Below are 21,726 nucleotides of genomic sequence, written 5' to 3'. Positions count from 1 at the left end.
TAGGAGTTAGAAGGAGGAAATATATGTCGATTTTCAGAAAATTGGGTTGGTTTTTTAAACAAGAGAAAAAGCACTATTTGATTGGCGTATTTTCTTTGTTCGCGGTCGCATTAGTGCAATTGATCCCACCTAAAGTCATTGGGATCATCATCGATGAGATCGCCGATCAAAACATCTCGATGCAAATCATTTCATTGTGGATCGGGGTACTGATCGTAGCTGCTTTTTTACAATATTTATTCCGCTATATTTGGCGAATGAACATTTGGGGAAGTGCAGCAAGACTTGAAAAAGAATTACGTCAACGCCTATTTGCCCATTTTACTCGAATGGATAGTTTGTTCTATCAAAAATACAGAACAGGCGACTTGATGGCCCATGCGACAAATGACTTGAACGCCATCCAAAATGTGGCAGGTGCTGGGATTTTAACATTTGCAGATTCAGTGATCACTGGCGGGACGACGATCATTGCGATGGTTCTATTCGTTGATTGGCGTTTGACACTGATTGCCTTGATCCCATTGCCTTTACTGGCGGTCACTTCAAGGATCTTAGGTTCAAAATTACATGATGCTTTTCGTGATTCACAAGAAGCATTTTCAAGTATCAATGATAAAACGCAAGAAAGTATCACAGGTATCAAAGTGATCAAAACGTTTGGACAAGAAAAACAGGACTTGGAAGACTTCCAAGAAAAAATCGATGATGCCATCAAGAAAAATAAGCGTGTAAACTTTTTAGATGCGCTTTTTGATCCATTCATCACATTGATCATTGGCTTGTCTTATGTGGCGACGATCATTTTAGGTGGACGTTATGTACTGAATGGTACGATTTCAATTGGGCAGATGGTTTCTTTTATCAGTTATATCGGGATGCTTGTTTGGCCAATGTTTGCCATCGGACGTTTATTCAACGTGTTAGAACGTGGGAATGCTTCCTATGATCGTGTCAATGAGTTATTGCATGAAAAAACACATATCGTCGAAAAAACTGGGGCAGAAAGCACACCCGCTAAAGGGGAGTTGAATGTTGCAATCACGCAATTTACTTACCCTGACGATAAACAACCAGCGTTAGAACACATCAAATTTGCGATCAATGAAGGAGACACGTTAGGGATCGTTGGTAAAACAGGAGCCGGCAAGACTACGATCATCAAATTATTGATGCGCGAATATGACCATTATCAAGGAGAAATCAAGTTTGGCGGACGAACAATCAAAGACTACTCCTTGGATGCGTTATTACGCTCGATCGGTTATGTACCACAAGATCATTTCTTGTTTTCGATGACGATCTTAGATAATGTCCGATTCTCCAATCCACAAAAATCACCAGAAGAAGTGGAAGAAGCAGCGGAATTGGCGTATATCAATAAAGAGATCAAAGGTTTACCAGAAGGTTATCAAACCATGGTCGGTGAACGTGGCGTTTCTCTGTCTGGTGGACAAAAGCAACGTTTGTCGATCGCTCGTGCATTGATCCAAAGTCCAGAATTATTGATTTTGGATGACGCACTATCTGCTGTCGATGCAAAAACAGAAGAAGCGATTTTGCGTAACCTTAAAGCAGAACGGAAAAACAAAACAACGATCATTGCCGCGCATCGTTTAAGTAGTGTCATGCACGCCAATGAAATCATCGTTATCGATCACGGACGGATCGTTGAACGTGGGACACATCAAGAATTACTAGCTCTTGGTGGTTGGTACGAACAAATGTGGCAGAAGCAACAATTAGAAGCAAAAATTGAAGGAGGCGGTGAATAATGGAAGATCAATATCAGTCAGAATGGTCAAAATCCATGACCTTCAAAGAACAAGCCTCGATCATCAAACGTTTGATGCACTTTGCGAAACCTTTTCGCTCGACATTCATCATTGCAATTTTATTTGCTTTCGCACTGTCAGTCATCAATGTTCTTTTGCCGAGGATCATCCAAACATTCATGGATGAGCATTTAGCCAAGCAGTCAGCGACAACTCAAGTCATTCTTTTCTTTGCTGGGTTATATCTTTTTGGGGTCATTGTCAAAAGTATCATTTGGTTTTTCCAATGGTATTTATATTCGATGGCTTCATTGAAGACGTATCAGCATATCCGTGTGAAGTTATTTGAGAAACTTCATACGTTAGGTATGCGTTACTTCGATCAAACACCCGCAGGTTCCACTGTATCTCGTGTGACGAATGATACTGAGACACTTTTTGAATTTTGGTATGTCTTTCTAATGGTTTTAACAGGTATTTTTGCGGTCGTCTCCTCATTTATCGCAATGTTTCAGATCAATGAAAAAATCGCGTTATGGTGCTTGATCTTCTTGCCGATACTTGGTGTAGTGATTTGGTATTATCAAAAATTCAGTTCAAGGATCTATCGCAATATGCGTGAACGTTTGAGTCAATTGAATACAAAATTGAATGAATCGATCTCTGGGATGCGTATCATCCAACAATTCCGTCAAGAATCACGTTTGGCAAAGGAATTTGAGGAAGTCAATGAAGAATATCTTGCGACACGCTATGCCATGATCAAGACAAACTCGATTCTTTTGAGTCCGATCATCAGTTTTCTATATGCCTTAGCGATTGCTTTGACATTGACCTTATTCGGACTTGATGCATTGAATTCACCAGTTGAAGTCGGTTTGATCTTTGCCTTCACGACGTATGTGCAAGGATTTTTTAACCCGATGTCACAAATGATGGACTTCTTGAGTGTCTTTACAGACGGAACGGTCGCGGGTAGTCGTATCTTGAAGATCATGGATACGGAAGAATATGCCCCACAGCAAAACGAAACAGCGGATCGTACAATCACTGCTGGGAAGATCGAGTTTCGTAATGTCAGCTTTTCTTATGATGGAAAAAACAATGTATTGAACAATATCTCATTTGTTGCAAATCCAGGAGAAACAGTCGCATTAGTCGGTCATACTGGAAGTGGGAAAAGTTCGATCATCAATGTGCTGATGCGATTTTATGAGTTTTATGAAGGGCAGATTTTGATCGATGATCATGATATTCGTGAATATCCAATCGAGGAATTACGGAAAAAAATGGGCTTAGTTTTGCAGGATGCTTTCTTATTTTATGGTGATATTGCAGGGAATATCCGTATGATGGACCCCGATATCACAGATGAGCAAATCAAAGCGGCTGCGGAGTTTGTCCAAGCGAATCAGTTCATCGAAGAATTGCCAAAAGGGTATCACTCAAAAGTGATCGAAAGAGGAGCGAGCTATTCGAGTGGTCAACGTCAATTGATTACGTTTGCGCGAACGATTGTTACTGACCCTAAAATCTTAGTCCTTGATGAAGCGACAGCGAATATCGATACGGAAACAGAAGTGTTGATCCAAGAGGGGCTTGCAAAAATGCGCCAAGGACGAACGACGATTGCCATCGCCCATCGACTGTCAACGATCCGCGATGCCGAATTGATCCTTGTCTTAGACAAAGGCCATATCGTGGAACGCGGCAACCACGAAACACTATTAGCTGAAGAAGGGCTATACGCCGATATGTACAAATTACAAAGTGAATAATAGCAGAACTGAAGTTTTTGTATATCACCGATCAATCAGGTGAAGAAAAATCAGTCAATGCTGACAAACAAGCTGCATCCTCCGAAAAATTTTTACGTTTTTGGAGGGGACAGCTTGTTGTTCTTTTATCATTCCTTATTTTGATAGTGAAGTGATAGCTTCTGAGTACACACGTAAAAATATTTTTGGAAATAGTAGAACAACAAAAAAGAAAGCGTTGACATTTTGAAAATAGTTCGCTAATATGAAGAAAAGAATATAATGTTGGATAGTGATTGCATTACGCAAGCTAAACCTAATTAGTCACCATGAATAGACGCCATGGCCGACTTTTTGGGTTTTTTTGTTTTTATTGGGAGTGACAATCATAGAAAGGGGATATTATGCGGATTGAAAAAATTCTAAATAATAATGTCGTTGTCACAAGGGATAAGTTGAATCGAGAAATGATCGTCATGGGAAAAGGATTAGCATTCAAAAAAAAGATTGGTGATTCGATTTCAGAAACGTGTGTCGATAAGGAATTTTATTTGACAGATGATGGACTGTCTAGGCATTTTCAAAAATTAGCAGAGGATATCCCCATGGAATATCTCGAACTATCCTACGAAATCATTGAGTATACGAAAGAAACCCTTGATGTGACGTTGAATGAGTCAATCTACATTTCGTTGACCGACCATCTATACAATGCGATCAAACGTTATAAGACAGGGGTCGGGTTATCCAATGTTTTACTTTATGATATCAAGCAATTATTTCCTAGAGAATATCAAATAGGTAAAAAAACGATCGAAAAAGTCCACCATAAATATGGCTTTGATTTATCTGAAAACGAAGCAGGGTTCATTGCGCTTCATTTAGTCAATGCCCAATCTGAGCAAGACCGTATGAATAATATGTACCAGTTTACGAAAACCATTCAAGATATTTTGAATATCGTTCGCTATTATTATCAAACACCATTCGATGAAGAATCGATATATTTTTTCCGTTTTGTGACACATCTGCGTTTTTTTCTGAATCGTGTCATGAATACCTCTCTTACCCATGAGGGGGAAGTCGAAGAAGAGCTGATCCAGATGATCCAGCGAAAATACCAGACTGCTTCAGGTTGTGTGGATAAAATCGCTTTATTTTTAGAGGAAACATTCAATTATCATATGTCTGACGATGAAATTGTCTACTTAACGATCCATTTGGCTCGTTTAGCAGATAATGATCATTTGAAAAATCATTAAAAGGAGGAACGGATTTTTTATTGAGGAAGTAACAAAGGATAGTGACATTCAGTTGGCTAAACCTTCAATCAAACAATTGGAGGAAGAAAACATGGGAAAATATCAAGACTTAGCAAAAGAAATCGTCAAATATGTTGGCGGCAAAGAAAATATCAGTAGTTTGACGCATTGTGTGACTCGTTTACGGTTCCGATTAAAAGACGAGAGCAAAGCGGCAGATGAAGTATTGAAGAATATGGATGGTGTCGTGACCGTAATGAAAAGCGGGGGGCAGTATCAAGTAGTCATTGGTAATCATGTGCCAGACGTATATGCAGACGTATTGAGTGTGGCAGGCATTTCTGAAGATGCCGAATTAGCCCCTGCCAAGGGGAATATCTTAAATCGCTTGATCGATATTCTAAGTGGCTGTTTCCAACCATTCTTAGGGGCATTAGCAGCTGCTGGTATGGTCAAAGGGTTGAATGCCTTATTCGTTTTCTTAGGACTTTATGAACAGACTTCTGGAAATTATATCATGCTGAATGGGATCGGCGATTCAATCTTTTATTTCATGCCCGTCATTTTAGGTTATACAGCAGCCAAAAAATTCAAATTGAATCCAATGGTCGGGATCGTGATCGGTGCAGCCCTTGTCTATCCGACGGTTCAAGGACCCGTATTACAAAGTAGCTTTGAAGCAGCAAATCAAGGGGCAGCCGCACCATTTAGTCTTTTAGGTTTACCAGCCTATGAGAGCTTCTTAGGTATCCCATGGGTGGGCGCTTCTTATACATCCAGTGTCGTTCCCGTCATCTTTATTATTGCATTTGCCGCACAAGTCCAAAGATTGGCGAAGAAAATCGTGCCAACAGTTGTTCAAACGTTCGTTGTGCCATTTATGGTCTTATTGATTGCATTACCGATTGGCTTTTTAGTTATCGGCCCAATCGTTAGCTTATTGACAGACTGGTTAAGTGCTGGTTTCGAAGCGTTGATGGCTTTTTCACCTGCCCTTTATGGTGGTGTTCTTGGCTTCTTCTGGCAAGTATTGGTCATCTTTGGTTTACATTGGAGTATCATTCCTTTAGCAATCATGCAGTTGGCACAAAACGGCTCAAGCCAAATGTTAGTAGCTGTTTATGGGGCAAGCTTCGCTCAGACCGCAGTTGTGTTAGCGATGTATTTCAAATTTAAAGATAAGAAAATGAAAGCTTTATGTATGCCTGCGTTTATCTCAGGAATCTTTGGCGTCACAGAACCAGCAATCTATGGGATCACACTCCCTAAAAAAATGCCGTTTATCTATTCAATGATCGGCGGCTCACTTTCTGGAATCTTCCTTATGATGAGTGGTACCACAGGCTACACAATGGGTGGCTTAGGTATTTTTGGGGTAGTCAACTTCATTGATGGAAGTGATGCAAGTGGGATGTACAATGCCTTTATTGGTATCGCGATTGCTGCAGTCATTGGTTTTACTTTGACGTTCTTATTCTGGAAAGATACGGAAGAAGTCGTGGCTGAGAAAAAAGAAAGTAAAATCAAAGAAATCGTTAAAACACCGATTCAAGGCGGGATTGCTTCATTAAGTGAAGCAAAAGACCAGGCATTTGCCAAAGGTGCGTTAGGTCGCGGCATCTTGATCTACCCAGAAAAAGGCGAAGTCGTGGCACCATTTGACGGAACTGTGATGACCTTATTCCCATCAAAACATGCGATCGGTTTAGTTTCCGCAAGTGGTTTAGAGCTGTTGATCCATGTCGGTTTAGATACGGTACAATTACAAGGAAAGCATTTTGAAGCATTTGTGAAACAAGGGGATTCGGTGAAACAAGGGGACGTCTTATTGCGTTTTGATATCAATGCAATTGAAAGTGAAGGATACAGTGTAGAAACCCCTGTCATTATTACAAATTCAGCAGATTATCTAGATATCGTCGAGAATCAATCGAAGATCGTGACAAGTGGGGATGAGTTGATCACCGCCCTGACATAACTGAGTAAAAAGCCTATAAAATCAAGGTTTTATAAGGGATGAATGAAAGACACCAAGCATTTTTCCACAGATGATCATGTTCGGAAGGTCTCTCTCCGAGAAGTAATCCGTAACATCCGAGGAACTCCCTCATGATTTGGATGTTACGGTTTTTTCTGAGGAAGTCATTTATTCGTTGCTAAAGGAGTTGCTTTTCAGCTTGGCACACGACCTAATCACCTGGCTCGAGTGGATCAGTGAAGAGTTCTTCTTTCATGATCGACGAGCTGATTTGGCGGGTGTCGACTTTTTGACCGACTTCAATCAAATAATCGAGGTTTTCGCGGTAGTGTTCAGCGAAGACACAACTATACAGAACATCCAACAAATAGGAAATCGACGTATTGATCGTGAAACTACTGATCTTTGAGTACAACCGTTCTCGTGTGGTCAACCGCAGCACGACGTCACTTGCTGTTGATAAGCTCGACTCACCAATGCTTGTCAACGATAAAATCGGCACATGCTTTTCCTTCAATATTTCAGCAGTCCGCAACATCATCTGATTTTCACCAGTATAAGAGATCAAGATCGCACAGTTCTCAGGCTGACAATTGTAGGCGTCATAATAAGACTCGCCAGAAGTCGGAACAATGGTCACTTCCTGCTTGATGCGATTCATCTTCAATTTGAATGATTGAGCGATCAGTGTGTTGGTATCACTAGAAAATAAAACGATCTTATTGGAACGTAACAAAAGCTGTTTGGCTTGTTGGAGATCATCATGCAGCAACAACGATAAGGTGTCTTGGATCGTCATTCGTTCAAGGGATGCAATTCGATTGGCGATCGTCATGATTCCCTCATTTTCGGAAAAAGGGAGGTTGGCATCTACTTCTTGAAAATTCCCTTGAAGGTATTCGGTTTCGGCAATGAACGCATCTCTAAAATCGACCCACCCGTGAAACCCCATTTTTTTAGCGATCCGAATCAACGTAGAAGGATGGACGTAACAAGTCGCTGCAATTTGTTGAATTGTTTGATCGGCTAACGTTGTTTCATTTGTTTGAAGAAAGCGAATAACTTCACTTTCTGAAGGTGAGAAGTTGATTTGTTTGAGCTTTTCCTTTAATAGCATGATTTTATCCTCTTTTTTACGTTTTTATGAAAAATATGTAAAATAATTGTAAACGGTATTATTCGGTGTGTCAATAAAAGGAATCCCCTAATTTAGGAGTCTATCTTTTGAGGTTATGTAATATAAAATGTTGGTTAATCAAATATTTTCTCCGTAGATCAGTATTCTGTTATGCGCAATAAATTTACAAATAATCGCAAGATAATCGCTCGTTTTGTAAATGAATATGCAAAGTAATTAAAAAGTATTGTGTCTTTTATTTACAAAAATGATAATAGAGTTGTAAAAAAGAAGAAGGAGTGAGGATATGAATCAAGGAATCAAGATTGCGACAATTGGTGGCGGAAGTAGCTACACACCAGAGTTAATGGAAGGATTTATCAAACGTTACGATGAATTGCCGATTCGTGAGATCTGGTTAGTTGATGTTGAAGCTGGTCGTGAAAAATTAGCGATCGTCAGTGAAATGGCTCAACGGATGTGGGATGCTTCTCCTTACGACGTGAAAATCTACGCAACGTTAGATCGTGAAGAAGCGTTGAAAGATGCTGACTTTGTCACCACACAATTTCGCGTCGGTCAGTTAGATGCTCGTGTGAAAGATGAACGTATTCCTGCTTATTACGGCATGTTGGGACAAGAAACGAATGGTGCAGGCGGCATGTTCAAAGCGTTTCGTACGATCCCGATCATTTTAGCAGTCGTAGAAGATATGAAACGTCTTTGTCCGAATGCTTGGTTGATCAACTTTGCCAATCCAAGTGGTATGGTGACTGAAGCAGTCGTTCGTTATGGAAAATGGGATAAAGTCATTGGTTTATGCAATGTTCCAGTCATGGCGATGATGACAGAACCGGTGATGATCAGTGAAAAGAAAGAAGATTTGATCTATAAATTTGCTGGACTAAACCATTTCCATTGGCACAAAGTAGCGGATGCCAATGGAAATGATCGGACAGGAGATCTGATCGAACAACTTTATGCCGAAGATAATGGATTACCAAAAAATATTTTCGATGTACCATTTTTCAGAGAGCAACTTGACCAAATGCAAATGATTCCTTGTGGGTATCATCGCTATTACTATCGTGAAGAAGAAATGTTGGCTCATGCGTTAGAAGAATACCGCACGATCGGCACTCGGGCACAGCAAGTCAAACAAACAGAAGCAGAGTTGTTTGAACTTTACAAAGACCCACAACTTGATCACAAACCAGAACAATTACAACAACGAGGCGGTGCCTATTATTCGGATGCGGCATGTGAAACGATTGCTTCGATTTACGGCAATAAAGAAACCCAAATCGTGGTCTCAACGAAAAACAATGGCGCGGTTCCTGATCTACCAGCGGACTGTGTAGTCGAAGTAACAGCCTATGTAGGAGCGCAAGGAGCAAGGAATGTTGCATTTGGATCATTACCACCAGCTGAACGTGGCTGGTTACAAGTGATGAAAAACATGGAATTGCTGACGATCGAAGCTGCTGTCACAGGTGATTATGGCACGGCATTACAAGCCTTTACGATCAATCCGTTGGTTCGTTCTGGCGCAACAGCAAAACGTATGATGGATGAGTTGTTTATTGCTCACCAAGAGTATTTGCCACAATTTAAAGAAGCAATCGATCGCTTGATTGCAGAAGGTATCGAAGTACAAGATGAACTGGCAAGAGAATTGTCAGAAAAACGTGTAGTGGAGGAAGTGTAACGATGGGATTTAGAAAAGACTTTTTATGGGGTGGCGCAACAGCTGCCAATCAATGTGAAGGAGGATACGATGAAGGTGGGCGTGGTTTAGCGAATGTAGACGTCGTGCCAATCGGTCCAGATCGTTTTCCGGTGATCACTGGGCAACAAAAGATGTTTGAATTTGATGATGAACATTTTTATCCAGCAAAAGAAGCAATCGATATGTATCATCGTTACAAAGAAGATATCGCTCTTTTTGCAGAAATGGGCTTTAAAACGTATCGTCTATCGATTGCGTGGAGCCGAATTTTTCCAATGGGTGATGAGAAAGAGCCAAATGAAGAAGGCTTGAAATTCTATGAAGATGTCTTTAAAGAATGCCAGAAATATGGGATCGAACCATTAGTAACCATCACACACTTTGATTGTCCAATGCATTTGATCAAAGAATATGGCGCATGGCGTTCAAGAGAATTAGTTGGTTTTTATGAAAATCTTTGTCACGTGATTTTTAACCGCTACAAAGGATTAGTGAAATACTGGTTGACGTTCAATGAGATCAACATGATTTTACATGCACCATTCATGGGTGCTGGTTTGTATTTTGAAGAAGGCGACAACGTCGAACAAATCAAATATCAAGCTGCCCATCATGAATTGCTAGCGAGTGCAATCGCCACAAAGATTGCTCATGAAGTTGACCCTGAAAATAAAGTCGGTTGTATGTTAGCGGCGGGAGCTTATTATCCTTACTCATGCAAACCAGAAGATGTCTGGGCATCACGCCAAGCAGACCGTGAAAACTATTTCTTTATCGATGTACAATCAAGAGGGGAATACCCTGCGTATGCGCTAAAAGAAATGGAGCGACAAGGAATCGAGATCAAGATGGAACCAGGAGATTTAGAATTATTGAAACAACATACGGTTGATTTCATTTCGTTCTCTTATTATTCTTCTCGGGTCTCAACAACAGATCCTAAACTACTCGAACAAACAGCCGGAAATATTTTTGAATCAACGAAAAATCCTTATTTAGAAGCAAGTGAATGGGGCTGGCAAATTGATCCACTAGGGTTGCGTGTAACATTGAACGATATTTACGATCGTTATCAAAAACCATTGTTTATTGTCGAAAATGGGTTAGGTGCTGTGGATACTCCAGATGAGAATGGTTATGTTGTCGATGACTACCGCATTTCTTATCTTGCTTCACACATCCAAGCGATGAAAGATGCAGTTGAACTTGATGGTGTCGATCTTTTAGGTTACACGACTTGGGGTTGTATCGATCTAGTTTCTGCTGGAACTGGTGAAATGAAAAAACGCTACGGCTTTATCTATGTTGATCGTGACAATGAAGGCAATGGTACATTGAAACGAACAAAGAAAAAATCATTTGATTGGTACAAACAAGTGATTGCCTCAAATGGAGAAAACCTGGCGAACGAATAAGATGTAATGTTAAAGTCTATTGTTTTTGTCTATCGATTTCGAGTATAATATATCTATTCGAGACTCGTAGGCAGAACAATAGACTTTTTATGTGATTGGCTGTAAAGTAAGCTTACTTGATTTTTAAAACGGAGGAATCTACATATGTATGATGTAATCGTAATTGGCGCAGGCCCTGCTGGAATGACAGCTGCTTTATATGCTTCAAGATCAAACTTATCTGTAGCAATGATCGAACAAGGGGCACCTGGCGGACAAATGAACAATACCGCAGAAGTCGAAAACTATCCTGGATTTGACTCGATCATGGGTCCAGATCTTGCTTATAAAATGTATGAAGGTGTTTCACGATTCGGTACCGAAAACATCTATGGTATCGTCCAAGATATCAAAGATCATGGCAATTACAAAGAAGTCATTTGTGAAGACAAAAGCTATGAAGCAAAAACAGTGATCATCGCAACTGGTTGTATCCATCGTAAACTAGGTGTACCAGGCGAAGAAGAATATGCTGGACGTGGTGTATCTTACTGTGCAGTTTGTGACGGAGCTTTTTTCCGTAACAAACGATTAGTTGTGATCGGTGGTGGCGATTCTGCTGTAGAAGAAGCGGTATATTTGACACAATTTGCTTCAGAAGTCATCGTTGTTCATCGTCGTGACGAATTAAGAGCGCAAAAGATCATTCAAGATCGTGCATTTGCCAATGAAAAAATCTCTTTTGTTTGGGATACGATCACTGATGAAATCATCGGTAATGAGATGGTCGTGACTGGTGTCAAAGGCCACAATGCAAAAACTGGTGAACCAATCGAGTTAGCAGCAGATGGCGTGTTCATTTATGTTGGGTTAGATCCATTGACAGAACCTTTCCGTAAAGCGGGACTAACAAATGATGCAGGCTGGATACCAACTGATCAAGACATGCGCACGAATATGCCTGGTGTCTTTGCTATTGGCGATGTAAGAGAAAAAGACTTACGCCAAATCACCACAGCAGTTGGTGATGGTGGGATTGCGGGACAACAAGTTTATAAATACTTGGAATCTTTAGAAGAAACAAAAGCGTAATAAGGTGTCTGGAACAAAAATAAAATTCATTTTTGTTTCTAACTTTAAAACGGAATAAAAGGTGTTCCCAAAGTAACACCTTTGCAGATAAGCCATACCATGACCGAGATAGGAAACTATTCTGGCTCTTTGTCAATAAGGACTGATGAGTGCAATCAAGTGAAATCCGGAAGAAGAAGTGAACACTTCTTCTCCGGATTTTCTTCGTTATTTGACGTGAATGACTTGATTCGTCAAAAAGATTCGGATGCGCATGTTCTCAAATGATTTAAAGCCATAAGACACTCGTTTGAGTGTTTTGATGTGGGTGTTTTTTGCTTCAATTTTCCCATTAGAGTAAGGATAAATCAAAGAATGACGAATCCCTTCTTCATAGCTCAGAAGATTTTGTAGTTTTAGCCGAAATTCTTTATCTAATGTTTCTGGTAACTGATGCAAGAGAGTGAAAAATGACTCGTGGTCTTTGTCACGAAAGGCATCCGCTAGTTCATGGAACGCTTGATAGGCGACTTTCAAGGCAGTTGAAGCACTTAATAAACGGTCAAGCACCATGGCTTCTGTCAGGTAAGGATACTTTGGGGCACGAAAGCTACGCCAAGTTTTATATTCTGTGTGGTTGATATTCTTCCGATTTTTGGTGAGTAAGCGCCAATGGCTTTTTAATTTCCTTGGCATTGTCCGATTGCCCGAAGCAATCAGGCGTTTCATTTCACGGACACGAAAATCTTGGAACGCTTGATTCATGTGTTTGACCACATGAAAACGATCAATGACCAGTTTGGCATGAGGAAATACTTTTTTTGTTAGTTGAAAATACGCCGCATTCATATCAGTAACTAAATAGTCGACGTCAGATGGATTCACACATGTCTGGAAATAAGTGGTCAACCGAGACAATTTTCGAGTGGGTAAGATATCAACTAATTGCCCGGTTTCCCCATCGGCACAAATAAAACTCATCTTATCTTCTGAGGATACATGGGAACGAAATTCATCGACCATCAATACTTTGGGCAGGTGGCGCTTGGCTTGTTTTGGTAAATAGGTTTTTAACGACTTCAAAATACGCGTCACCGTTGGAATAGACACCTGGCAATGCTTTGCGATAAAAGATAAGGAGACCTTTTCGGTGAGTAAAGCAATGATTTTCATTTTTACATGCTCGGCAATCGAATGATTTGGCCGAACAAAATAGCTTTGGGCTGTCCAATGGGTATGGCAGTTTCTACAGTGATAACGTTGTTTCTTCAGCCGCATGATTAGCGGTAAATGGTTGAATTGATCGAAACGAATGCAGGTCATTTTCTTGCCATTTTTGACAATGACCGTTTTCCCCTTCGAATCTCTCACGGCAGAGCCACAAGTCAAACAAGCAGAAGTAGGAGGAGCTAACACTGCGTCAATAACTAAAGTATTGGTTTGATGGAACGTTTCGTAAGAAACATCTTGGATGGTTAAATATTTATCTGTTAATCGGAGCATTTTTTTGATAGAATTTTCCATAGAGCATATCGTCCTCTCAGTTGTTTATTTTGTGGTGATTTAATCATACTAGAGAACGATATGTTTTTTAATACCCAAAAAGAAAAAGTGGACTGACGAATCAGAATTGATTCATCAGTCCACTTTATTATAGAGCCACTATTCTCGGCTGGTAGGGCTTTTTTTATTAGCTTTTTCATCACCCAGATAAAAATGTGTTCCGGGCAAAGCGCTTCTTTCACAACCTTTTCTTATGCTTTGCTATCTAAAAAGAGAATGCTATACTTAGAAAGGAACATATTTTTAGAAAGAGGTGTCAGCTTCATGTCTTGGAAACAAGTTTACGAGCAATGGGCAACTGAAGAATCATTAGAAGAAAATTTAAAAAAACAATTAAAAGAATTAAGTGAAAATCCTGAAAAATTAGAAGATGCGTTCTACGCACCTTTGGAATTTGGAACAGCAGGAATGCGCGGGATCTTAGGTCCTGGTATCAATCGAATGAACATCTATACAGTACGTCAAGCCACAGAAGGACTTGCGCAATTTATGGATGAACAAGGAACAGAAACCAAAAAACGTGGTGTGGCAATTGCTTATGATTCACGCCATCAATCGCCAGAATTTGCGATGGAAGCGGCGAAAACTTTAGCACAACATGGGATTCCATCTTTTGTGTTTGAAAGCTTACGTCCAACACCAGAGCTTTCTTTTGCGGTTCGTCATCTTAACGCGTTTGCAGGGATCATGGTGACAGCTTCTCATAATCCTGCGGCATATAACGGTTATAAAGTCTATGGCGAAGACGGTGGACAAATGCCACCTGCTGATGCAGACGCATTGACAAAATATGTCCGCAACGTAAGTAATCCATTGAAAGTGGAAGTTTTAGCGGAAGAACAAGCAAAAAATAGTGATTTGATCACGATCATCGGCGAAGAAATCGATCAAGCATACTTGGAAGAAATCAAAGCAGTGACGATCAATCATGAATTAGTAGAAACATTAGGGAAAGAGTTGAAGCTAGTCTTCACACCGTTACATGGTACAGGCAAAATGTTAGGCGAGCGTGCGTTGACTCAAGCAGGCTTTGAACAATTCGTCTTGGTTCCTGAACAAGCGGTCGCTGACCCAGACTTCACTACCGTCAAATCACCAAATCCAGAAGAACACTCTGCTTTTGAATATGCGATCCGTCTAGGCGAAAAAGAAGGCGCAGACCTACTGATCGCTACTGATCCGGATGCCGATCGACTAGGTGCAGCTGTGCGCTTGCCAGATGGTTCGTATAAAGTGCTGACAGGAAATCAAATCGGTGCATTACTCGTTCAATATATTTTGGAAGCACATCTAGAAAAAGGAACGTTACCAGAAAATGCAGCAGTCTTGAAATCGATCGTTTCAAGTGAATTGCCAACAGCGATCGCCAAACATTACGGGGCAGAAATGATGAACGTCTTGACTGGCTTCAAATTTATTGCTGAAAAAATTCAACAATTTGAAGAGACAGACTCCCATACATTTATGTTTGGTTTTGAAGAAAGCTACGGCTATTTGGTCAAACCATTCGTTCGCGACAAAGATGCGATTCAAGCGCTATTATTATTAGCCGAAGTTGCAGCATTTTATAAAAAACAAGATAAGACGCTTTATGACGGCTTACAATCGATTTTTGAAACTTATGGCTACTATGCAGAAAAAACAATCTCAGTTACGATGAGTGGTCAAGAAGGTTCAGCGAAAATCGCCCAATTGATGGAGAAATTCAGAAACGATGCACCAACTGAATTTGCCGGAGCAAAAGTCTTACAAACAGAAGATTTCAAAGCACAAACAAGAACAGATGCAAATGGACAGACGGAAAAACTAACAACACCACCTTCAGATGTCTTGAAATACACATTGGAGGAAGATGGTTGGATTGCGATCCGTCCTTCTGGAACTGAACCAAAAATCAAATTTTATATTGGTGTCAAAGGTGATTCAAATGAAGCAGCCCAAGAAAAAATCTCTGCGTTTGAAGCCAGCATCAAATCAATGACAGAAGAATAAATAGTTGAGACTGACGAAAAAAGTGGTACACTTTAGTAGTCAGTCTTTTTGACGGAGGTGAAGCTGTTGGCAATCAATCAACACATACAAGTAGATAAAGTGAGTCAACTATTCAAAGTATTAAGTGATCCGACACGTTTGAATATTTTACTTTATCTAAAAGATGGAGAAAAGAATGTTACGTCGATCAGTCAAGCAGTTCAAATGGAACAATCGGCTGTGTCCCATCAGTTACGTTTACTGCGTGAAAATCATGTGGTGAAATCCCGACGTGAAGGGAAAACGATCCTTTATAGTCTAGATGACTTCCACGTTTTGGATATTTTAGAGCAAACGATCAAGCATGTAGCGCATCAAAAAAATTAACTTGATAAACGAAAAACAGGATTTGATCCACGCATCAGCGGATTCAAATCCTGTTTTTATCATCTAAAGAGAGTTGAACTATTTTTCTTCAGATGTTTCCGTGCCGTAATAGCTATGGTCTTCCAATTCCAACTCGTTTAATATCAATGAAGCTGTTTCTTCAATAGAAAGAGATGCGACATTGATGACCACACAACCTAATTTCTCATAAAGTTCATTGGCAAATTCAAGCTCTGCACGAATTTTTTCGATATCTGAGTAAGCAGTATCCGGGTTAAGACCATACGAACGCATCCGTTCTTTACGAATGTTATTTAAAATATCAGGATTATTTGTTAAACCAACAATTTTTTTTGGATCGATTTCCCACAACTGTTTAGGGATATGTGCTTGTGGAATCAGCGGTAGATTCGCAACTTTTAGATTCTTATTGGCTAAAAACAAACTTAATGGTGTTTTAGAAGTTCTAGATACACCAAGTAAGACGACATCGGCTTCTAAAAAACCACGAGGATCTTTGCCATCATCGTATTTCACTGCAAATTCCATCGCTTTGATGCGCTTGAAATAATTTTCATTCAAGAGATGAAGTGCCCCCGGTTGACGTGTCGGTTTGATGCCAGTCAAGCGCTCGATCTCGGCAATCGGAGGTGTCAATACATCAAAGCTGTATAACTTGTTTTTTTGACAAAACTCATTAGTCAGGTCGACTAATTCTTGATTGATCAAAGTATGAAGCACTAACGCTTTTTCTGCCAAGGCATCCGTTAGCGCACGCTGTAACGTATCCGGGTCTGTCACAAAAGTTCGTCGAAATAAACTAAATTCGATCGACGGGTATTGCGCCATCGTGGCTTGGGCTAATTTTGTCGCTGTTTCACCTGCGGAGTCTGAAATGACAAAGAAGGTAACGACTTCGTTTGATTCGGCAGTCATAAATAAAAAACCTCACTTGCTTTTTTTTTAGGTTTATTATACCATACTCAAGTATCCATACTTCGTAATCATTTTGATTTGGGGGATAATCATGAATAAACAAACATTGATCGAACAATCTTTAGAAACATTGAAAAATAACGGATTTAAATACACTAAAAAGCGGGAAGCATTGCTCGCTTATTTGATAAAACGCAATCGGTATGTCTCTGCAAAGGAAGTCTTTGATTATATGAGTCAGGAATTTAAAGGGGTCAGCTATGACACGATCTATCGTAATTTGCACGATTTTTCAGAGTTGGACCTTTTGGAAGAAACCGATTTAAATGGAGAGATGAAATTCCGTTTCCATTGTTGCCAAGGCGAGATCGGACACCATCATCACTTTATTTGTACCGTTTGTGGTGTGACAAAAGAAATCCATATGTGCCCAATGAATTACTTCGAAGAGCAATTAAGTGGATGTACCATTGAAGGGCATCGTTTTGAAATATTTGGTCGCTGTGAGAGCTGTCAATGATAATTTTCAATAAAATAACAATTGAATATTTAAAAAAATCATAAGATTCTCTTGACGGTCAAAACTGCATTAGCTATAATGTTTATAGAACAGTCTTGTTTCTTGAGATTAACATTTCAATAACAATTACGGTTACTTTTTAAGCTCGGAGGGAGGGAATTAATATGTCAAAAACAGTCGTTCGCAAAAACGAATCACTTGACGATGCTCTTCGTCGCTTCAAACGTTCCGTGTCAAAAGCGGGTACTTTACAAGAATCTCGTAAACGTGAATTCTACGAAAAACCAAGTGTAAAGCGTAAGAAAAAATCTGAAGCAGCTAGAAAACGCAAAAAATTCTAGTTCTTTGATGAATTGGAGTTGGTAGTGTGTCACTACTAAGTAGATTGAACGATGACATGAAGACAGCGATGAAAGCTAAAGATAAAGAATCTTTACAGGTGATTCGTATGATCAAGTCATCTATACAAAACGAGCAGATTAAAGAAGGTCACGACTTGACAGAAGAAGAAGAACTAACAGTGTTGTCTCGCGAAATGAAACAACGCCGTGATTCTTTGCATGAATTCGAGGAAGCTGGACGTGACGATTTAGCTGAAAAAGTGAAAAGTGAAATTGTGATAGTCGAAAAGTATATGCCAGAACAACTTTCTGAAGAAGAAATTCGACAACTTGTTCAAGAAGCGATCACGCAAACAGGTGCTTCATCTGTAAAAGAATTTGGTAAAGTCATGGGAGTTATCATGCCTAAAGTCAAAGGAAAAGCAGATGGAAACCAAGTCAATGCTATCGTAAAAGAACTATTGCAGTCTTAATCTTAGCAAATGAAACTACGGACATGAAAATGTCCGTAGTTTTTTTGTGTTTCTATGAGAAATTCTCAATAAAACAGTTTTTTTACTCATCATATAAAATTTTTGGAGTAATAAAGTACTGATTTTAATGTCTAGACCGCTTGATCAATCGTTGATTCTTATTTGTAACATCTTTTTGTAAAAACGTCGCATTTTATTCGCTATATAGTTTTTCGTGATTATGGTAGAATAGGGAGGAACGATTTGAAATAAAGGAGATGTCTATTTTTGACAGAAGAGTCTAGTTCTTTGGATATTAGATTAACAGCTGCTGATGATGTCAGTATGCTTTTAGGATCACATGATAAACATATCAAACTGATCGAAGAAACAACTGAAACGACGATCCATGCAAGAGGGGAAGTCATCCAGATCATCGGCGACGAAACCGATATTTCTTTGGCCGCTTCCGTGATTCGAACATTACAAGAATTGATCAAACGAGGAATCCATGTCAGTATGCCTGATGTAGTCACAGCATTAAAAATGGCGCAAAAAGGGACGCTGGATTATTTTGTTGAGATGTATGAACAAGAAATCGTCAAAGACCGGAATGGCAAACCGATCCGTGTCAAAAACAGCGGACAAAAAAAATACGTCGATTCTGTAGCAAAACATGATGTTGTCTTTGGTGTAGGACCAGCCGGCACCGGAAAAACATTTCTGGCTGTCGTACTAGCCATTGCTGCGTTGAAAAAAGGCGAAGTCCAAAAAATCATTTTGACTCGTCCAGCCGTTGAAGCAGGAGAGAATCTTGGTTTCTTACCAGGAGATCTAAAAGAGAAAGTCGATCCATACTTACGTCCTGTGTATGATGCTTTGTATCAAATTTTTGGATTGGATCATACGAATCGTTTGATGGAGCGAGGAATCATTGAAATCGCCCCAATTGCCTATATGCGTGGAAGAACCTTAGATGATGCTTTTGTCATTTTAGATGAGGCCCAAAATACGACGGTTGCCCAAATGAAAATGTTTTTGACTCGTCTTGGTTATCAGTCAAAAATGATCGTCAATGGGGATACGAGCCAGATCGATTTGCCAAAAGGGACAATGAGTGGATTGATCCATGCTGAACGAACACTCAAACAAATCAAAAAAATCGATTTTGTGAATTTTGAAGCTAGCGATGTCGTCCGTCACCCTGTCGTGGCAGAAATCATCAAAGCTTATGAAAAAGCGGATCTTCATCAGGAATAGCTTTTTTAGGAGGATTACCACATGTTGAACAAAATATTGCAGCACCTTCAAGCGAAACTAGGTAAAGCTGCTGCTCCATTTCTCTTATTGCTTTTCTTCATTTTGATGTGTGGGATAATGTTTAGCAGTGTAAAACAAAAGCCCAATGATTTTAGAGAAGGACAAGTAGCAGAAGAAAGTATCCGTGCCAATAAAACGATTGAGAACACGGAAGAAACAGAGCAAAAAAGGAAGTTAGCTGCTGAAGCGGTCACACCTGAATACACTTATCAAAGTGATCTAGCTTCTGAACAAGATCGTCGTATCAATCAACTATTTGTATTGATCAGGCGTGCCAATGACACGATCGACAAGCAATACGAAGAGAAAGTCAGTAAGGCAAAAGAAGATGAAAATGTACCAAAACCAACCGTAGAAGAACGGATAGCAGCTTTGAAACGAATATTTGAAAATTCAAATGCTGATGATGTCGCATTCTATCAGAAATTACCAAATAGTTTTTACTCAACGATCATGGATATGTCCGATAGTGAGATCACGACGATTCGTGATGAAAGCTTGAAATTGATCGACGAACAAATGAGTAAGCAAGTTCGAGAAAGTGATCTGGACAATTTCAAACAAGAAGCAGACGAGAAGATCCAATATTTGAATGTTTCGGCTGAACAACAAGAAATGATCCGTTACTTAGTGGATCAGGGAATCGTTGTCAATGACATTCTAAACGAGAAGCGGACAGAAGAATTGAAGCAAGAGGCACGAGATTCGATTCAACCTGTCATGATTTTCCAAGGGGAGATCATTGTTCGTGAAGGAAACCAGATCGATGCAACCGCGATGAAAAAGTTAGAATTGCTAGGGTTGACGAGTCAATCTACCTCAATTTTTCCACTTGTCGCAATGATTTTAGCGGTATTGTTACAAATTGGCGTGTTATTCTACAACTCACTCCAATATAAAGATCTATTCAAACGAACAGAATATATTCTTTTTTATGTGACAGCCATGTCCATCAGTATTTTATTGATGAAATTTTTCCAAGTCTTTCAAACAGAACAAGCAACTTATATTCCGCTGCTTTATCCAGCGGCGTTCGTACCGCTTGTGTTGAACTTTTTCCTAAATCGAAGAGCAGGTATCATGGCTGCGTTATTCCAAGCAGTTTCAGCGCTGTTCATTTTTTATAATTCGATTGGTACGAATTTCTTGACCGTTATTTTGATCTCGTATCTTTTTGCTGGCTTTTTAGCAGCGATCTTGAAGCGTCAACGGATTTCAGAACAATGGTTTCCAGCAATCATGTGGGTCGTTGTCTTTCCATTATTGATGGATGTCGTTCTAGTGGTTTATCAAGGAATGAGTTTTAGTGATGGTACGACTTGGTTGACGTTAGTGTGTGGTTTCATGGGTGCATTCCTATCTTATCTCTTGACGATCGGATTACATCCATATATCGAATTATTGGTAAATGACGACAGTGTGATCGTTTTGAATGAATTGAGTAATCCAAATCATCCTTTGTTGAAGCAATTACTAGAAGAAGCACCCGGCACTTACCACCATAGTATGATGGTTGCAAATCTAAGTGCGAATGCAGTCGCTGAGATCGGCGGGCGGTCACTATTGACCCGAGTAGCTTGTTACTACCACGATATCGGCAAAATCAAACATGCGAGCTTTTTCGTCGAAAACCTGCCTTCTGGCGCAGAAAATCCGCATAATTTTTTACTTCCTGAAGATAGTAAACAGATTATTTTTGGGCATGTGACAGATGGCGCTAAAATTTTAGAAGAATACGATATGCCACAAATGGTGATCGATATTTGCAAGCAACATCATGGGACGACCTTGATGCGTTATTTCTACATCAAAGCAAAAGAACGTAACCCGGAAGTAACGGAAGAACAATTCCGTTATCCTGGACCAAGACCACAAACCCGCGAAGCTGGGATCGTCAATATTGCGGATAGTTGCGAAGCCGCTGTGCGAGCAATGGATCATCCGACGAGCGAAAAAATCCAGGCTTTTGTGCATAATTTGATTGAAGAACGAATTTCTGATGGACAGCTAGATGACAGTGGATTGACACTCAAAGAAATCCGCAAAGTGGAAAAATCCCTTGTTAGCGGCTTGAGCAGTACCTTCCATTCAAGGATCAAATACCCTAAGATGAAATCTGAAGCAGAAAAAATGAAACAAGAAAAAGAATAGCA

Annotated in this window: 17 protein-coding genes; 14 read left to right on the top strand and 3 right to left on the bottom strand. The window is 39.9% G+C overall.

What is annotated here, in order from left to right:
- Positions 1-23: 23 nt before the first annotated feature.
- The 4 genes from DOK79_RS00275 (at position 24) to DOK79_RS00260 (ending at position 6,772) form a co-directional block, all read left to right on the top strand.
- On the top strand, positions 24-1,775 hold the full coding sequence (locus DOK79_RS00275) for an ABC transporter ATP-binding protein (protein ID WP_206853719.1): 1,752 nt from the start codon (positions 24-26) through the stop codon (positions 1,773-1,775).
- Positions 1,775-3,553: an ABC transporter ATP-binding protein gene (locus tag DOK79_RS00270; RefSeq protein WP_206853721.1), complete on the top strand. Its 1,779-nt coding sequence runs from the start codon at positions 1,775-1,777 to the stop codon at positions 3,551-3,553. Before DOK79_RS00275 ends, DOK79_RS00270 begins: the two co-directional genes overlap by 1 nt.
- Before the next feature lie 383 nt (positions 3,554-3,936).
- Positions 3,937-4,794 carry a BglG family transcription antiterminator LicT gene (gene licT / locus DOK79_RS00265; protein ID WP_206853722.1) on the top strand — a complete coding sequence of 286 codons (858 nt, stop codon included), beginning with the start codon at positions 3,937-3,939 and terminating at the stop codon, positions 4,792-4,794.
- 91 nt (positions 4,795-4,885) lie between these two features.
- Positions 4,886-6,772 carry a beta-glucoside-specific PTS transporter subunit IIABC gene (locus DOK79_RS00260; protein WP_206853724.1) on the top strand — a complete coding sequence of 629 codons (1,887 nt, stop codon included), beginning with the start codon at positions 4,886-4,888 and terminating at the stop codon, positions 6,770-6,772.
- A gap of 211 nt (positions 6,773-6,983) precedes the next feature.
- Here the strand turns inward: DOK79_RS00260 and DOK79_RS00255 are convergent, their stop codons facing one another.
- Complete coding sequence (locus DOK79_RS00255) at positions 6,984-7,889, bottom strand: MurR/RpiR family transcriptional regulator (protein WP_206853727.1); 906 nt, start codon at positions 7,887-7,889, stop codon at positions 6,984-6,986.
- A 307-nt stretch (positions 7,890-8,196) separates the two neighbouring features.
- Here DOK79_RS00255 and DOK79_RS00250 point away from each other — a divergent pair, with 307 nt between their 5' ends.
- From DOK79_RS00250 to trxB, 3 genes are all read left to right on the top strand, one after another.
- The gene (locus DOK79_RS00250; protein ID WP_206853729.1) at positions 8,197-9,597 is read left to right on the top strand and encodes a 6-phospho-beta-glucosidase; all 1,401 of its coding nucleotides are present in this window, start codon (positions 8,197-8,199) and stop codon (positions 9,595-9,597) included.
- A gap of 2 nt (positions 9,598-9,599) precedes the next feature.
- Positions 9,600-11,033: a 6-phospho-beta-glucosidase gene (locus DOK79_RS00245; protein ID WP_206853731.1), complete on the top strand. Its 1,434-nt coding sequence runs from the start codon at positions 9,600-9,602 to the stop codon at positions 11,031-11,033.
- A 144-nt stretch (positions 11,034-11,177) separates the two neighbouring features.
- The gene (gene trxB, locus DOK79_RS00240) at positions 11,178-12,104 is read left to right on the top strand and encodes a thioredoxin-disulfide reductase (protein WP_206853733.1); all 927 of its coding nucleotides are present in this window, start codon (positions 11,178-11,180) and stop codon (positions 12,102-12,104) included.
- A 207-nt stretch (positions 12,105-12,311) separates the two neighbouring features.
- On the opposite strand, the gene DOK79_RS00235 is transcribed toward trxB, so the two are convergent.
- Positions 12,312-13,607 (bottom strand): ISL3 family transposase, encoded by a 1,296-nt coding sequence (locus DOK79_RS00235; protein WP_207115953.1) that lies wholly within the window; start codon positions 13,605-13,607, stop codon positions 12,312-12,314.
- 303 nt (positions 13,608-13,910) lie between these two features.
- On the opposite strand from DOK79_RS00235, the gene DOK79_RS00230 reads away from it, so the two are divergent.
- The gene (locus tag DOK79_RS00230; RefSeq protein WP_206856295.1) at positions 13,911-15,638 is read left to right on the top strand and encodes a phospho-sugar mutase; all 1,728 of its coding nucleotides are present in this window, start codon (positions 13,911-13,913) and stop codon (positions 15,636-15,638) included.
- A gap of 66 nt (positions 15,639-15,704) precedes the next feature.
- Positions 15,705-16,004, top strand: coding sequence for an ArsR/SmtB family transcription factor (locus tag DOK79_RS00225; RefSeq protein ID WP_206856292.1), 300 nt, complete (start codon positions 15,705-15,707; stop codon positions 16,002-16,004).
- A 78-nt stretch (positions 16,005-16,082) separates the two neighbouring features.
- Here the strand turns inward: DOK79_RS00225 and DOK79_RS00220 are convergent, their stop codons facing one another.
- Positions 16,083-16,940 carry a pyruvate, water dikinase regulatory protein gene (locus DOK79_RS00220; RefSeq protein ID WP_206856290.1) on the bottom strand — a complete coding sequence of 286 codons (858 nt, stop codon included), beginning with the start codon at positions 16,938-16,940 and terminating at the stop codon, positions 16,083-16,085.
- Between the two features lie 91 nt (positions 16,941-17,031).
- Here DOK79_RS00220 and DOK79_RS00215 point away from each other — a divergent pair, with 91 nt between their 5' ends.
- From DOK79_RS00215 to DOK79_RS00195, 5 genes are all read left to right on the top strand, one after another.
- Entirely contained in the window at positions 17,032-17,460 is a 429-nt protein-coding gene (locus DOK79_RS00215; protein ID WP_206856288.1) for a Fur family transcriptional regulator, read from the top strand.
- Positions 17,461-17,624: 164 nt separating this feature from the next.
- Positions 17,625-17,801 (top strand): 30S ribosomal protein S21, encoded by a 177-nt coding sequence (gene rpsU / locus DOK79_RS00210; RefSeq protein ID WP_002356740.1) that lies wholly within the window; start codon positions 17,625-17,627, stop codon positions 17,799-17,801.
- A 26-nt stretch (positions 17,802-17,827) separates the two neighbouring features.
- Positions 17,828-18,274 carry a GatB/YqeY domain-containing protein gene (locus tag DOK79_RS00205; protein WP_206856285.1) on the top strand — a complete coding sequence of 149 codons (447 nt, stop codon included), beginning with the start codon at positions 17,828-17,830 and terminating at the stop codon, positions 18,272-18,274.
- Between the two features lie 267 nt (positions 18,275-18,541).
- Positions 18,542-19,513 (top strand): PhoH family protein, encoded by a 972-nt coding sequence (locus DOK79_RS00200; RefSeq protein ID WP_206856281.1) that lies wholly within the window; start codon positions 18,542-18,544, stop codon positions 19,511-19,513.
- Between the two features lie 21 nt (positions 19,514-19,534).
- Positions 19,535-21,724: an HD family phosphohydrolase gene (locus DOK79_RS00195; protein ID WP_206856279.1), complete on the top strand. Its 2,190-nt coding sequence runs from the start codon at positions 19,535-19,537 to the stop codon at positions 21,722-21,724.
- Positions 21,725-21,726: the final 2 nt, after the last annotated feature.

Source organism: Enterococcus sp. DIV1094, from assembly GCF_017316305.2.
GTDB classification, from domain to species: Bacteria; Bacillota; Bacilli; order Lactobacillales; family Enterococcaceae; genus Enterococcus_B; species Enterococcus_B mangumiae.
Note: the sequence above shows the minus strand (reverse complement) of the source record. Positions and strands in the feature narration are given on the sequence as shown.

Bases quoted from the DNA above. Each gene is read 5' to 3' on its own strand.
- DOK79_RS00215 (WP_206856288.1), top strand. From the start codon at position 17,032: ATGAATAAACAAACATTGATCGAACAATCTTTAGAAACATTGAAAAAT.
- rpsU (WP_002356740.1), top strand. From the start codon at position 17,625: ATGTCAAAAACAGTCGTTCGCAAAAACGAATCACTTGACGATGCTCTT.
- DOK79_RS00235 (WP_207115953.1), bottom strand. From the start codon at position 13,607: ATGGAAAATTCTATCAAAAAAATGCTCCGATTAACAGATAAATATTTA.
- DOK79_RS00270 (WP_206853721.1), top strand. From the start codon at position 1,775: ATGGAAGATCAATATCAGTCAGAATGGTCAAAATCCATGACCTTCAAA.
- DOK79_RS00275 (WP_206853719.1), top strand. From the start codon at position 24: ATGTCGATTTTCAGAAAATTGGGTTGGTTTTTTAAACAAGAGAAAAAG.
- trxB (WP_206853733.1), top strand. From the start codon at position 11,178: ATGTATGATGTAATCGTAATTGGCGCAGGCCCTGCTGGAATGACAGCT.
- DOK79_RS00260 (WP_206853724.1), top strand. From the start codon at position 4,886: ATGGGAAAATATCAAGACTTAGCAAAAGAAATCGTCAAATATGTTGGC.
- DOK79_RS00250 (WP_206853729.1), top strand. From the start codon at position 8,197: ATGAATCAAGGAATCAAGATTGCGACAATTGGTGGCGGAAGTAGCTAC.
- DOK79_RS00230 (WP_206856295.1), top strand. From the start codon at position 13,911: ATGTCTTGGAAACAAGTTTACGAGCAATGGGCAACTGAAGAATCATTA.
- licT (WP_206853722.1), top strand. From the start codon at position 3,937: ATGCGGATTGAAAAAATTCTAAATAATAATGTCGTTGTCACAAGGGAT.
- DOK79_RS00195 (WP_206856279.1), top strand. From the start codon at position 19,535: ATGTTGAACAAAATATTGCAGCACCTTCAAGCGAAACTAGGTAAAGCT.
- DOK79_RS00255 (WP_206853727.1), bottom strand. From the start codon at position 7,889: ATGCTATTAAAGGAAAAGCTCAAACAAATCAACTTCTCACCTTCAGAA.
- DOK79_RS00220 (WP_206856290.1), bottom strand. From the start codon at position 16,940: ATGACTGCCGAATCAAACGAAGTCGTTACCTTCTTTGTCATTTCAGAC.
- DOK79_RS00245 (WP_206853731.1), top strand. From the start codon at position 9,600: ATGGGATTTAGAAAAGACTTTTTATGGGGTGGCGCAACAGCTGCCAAT.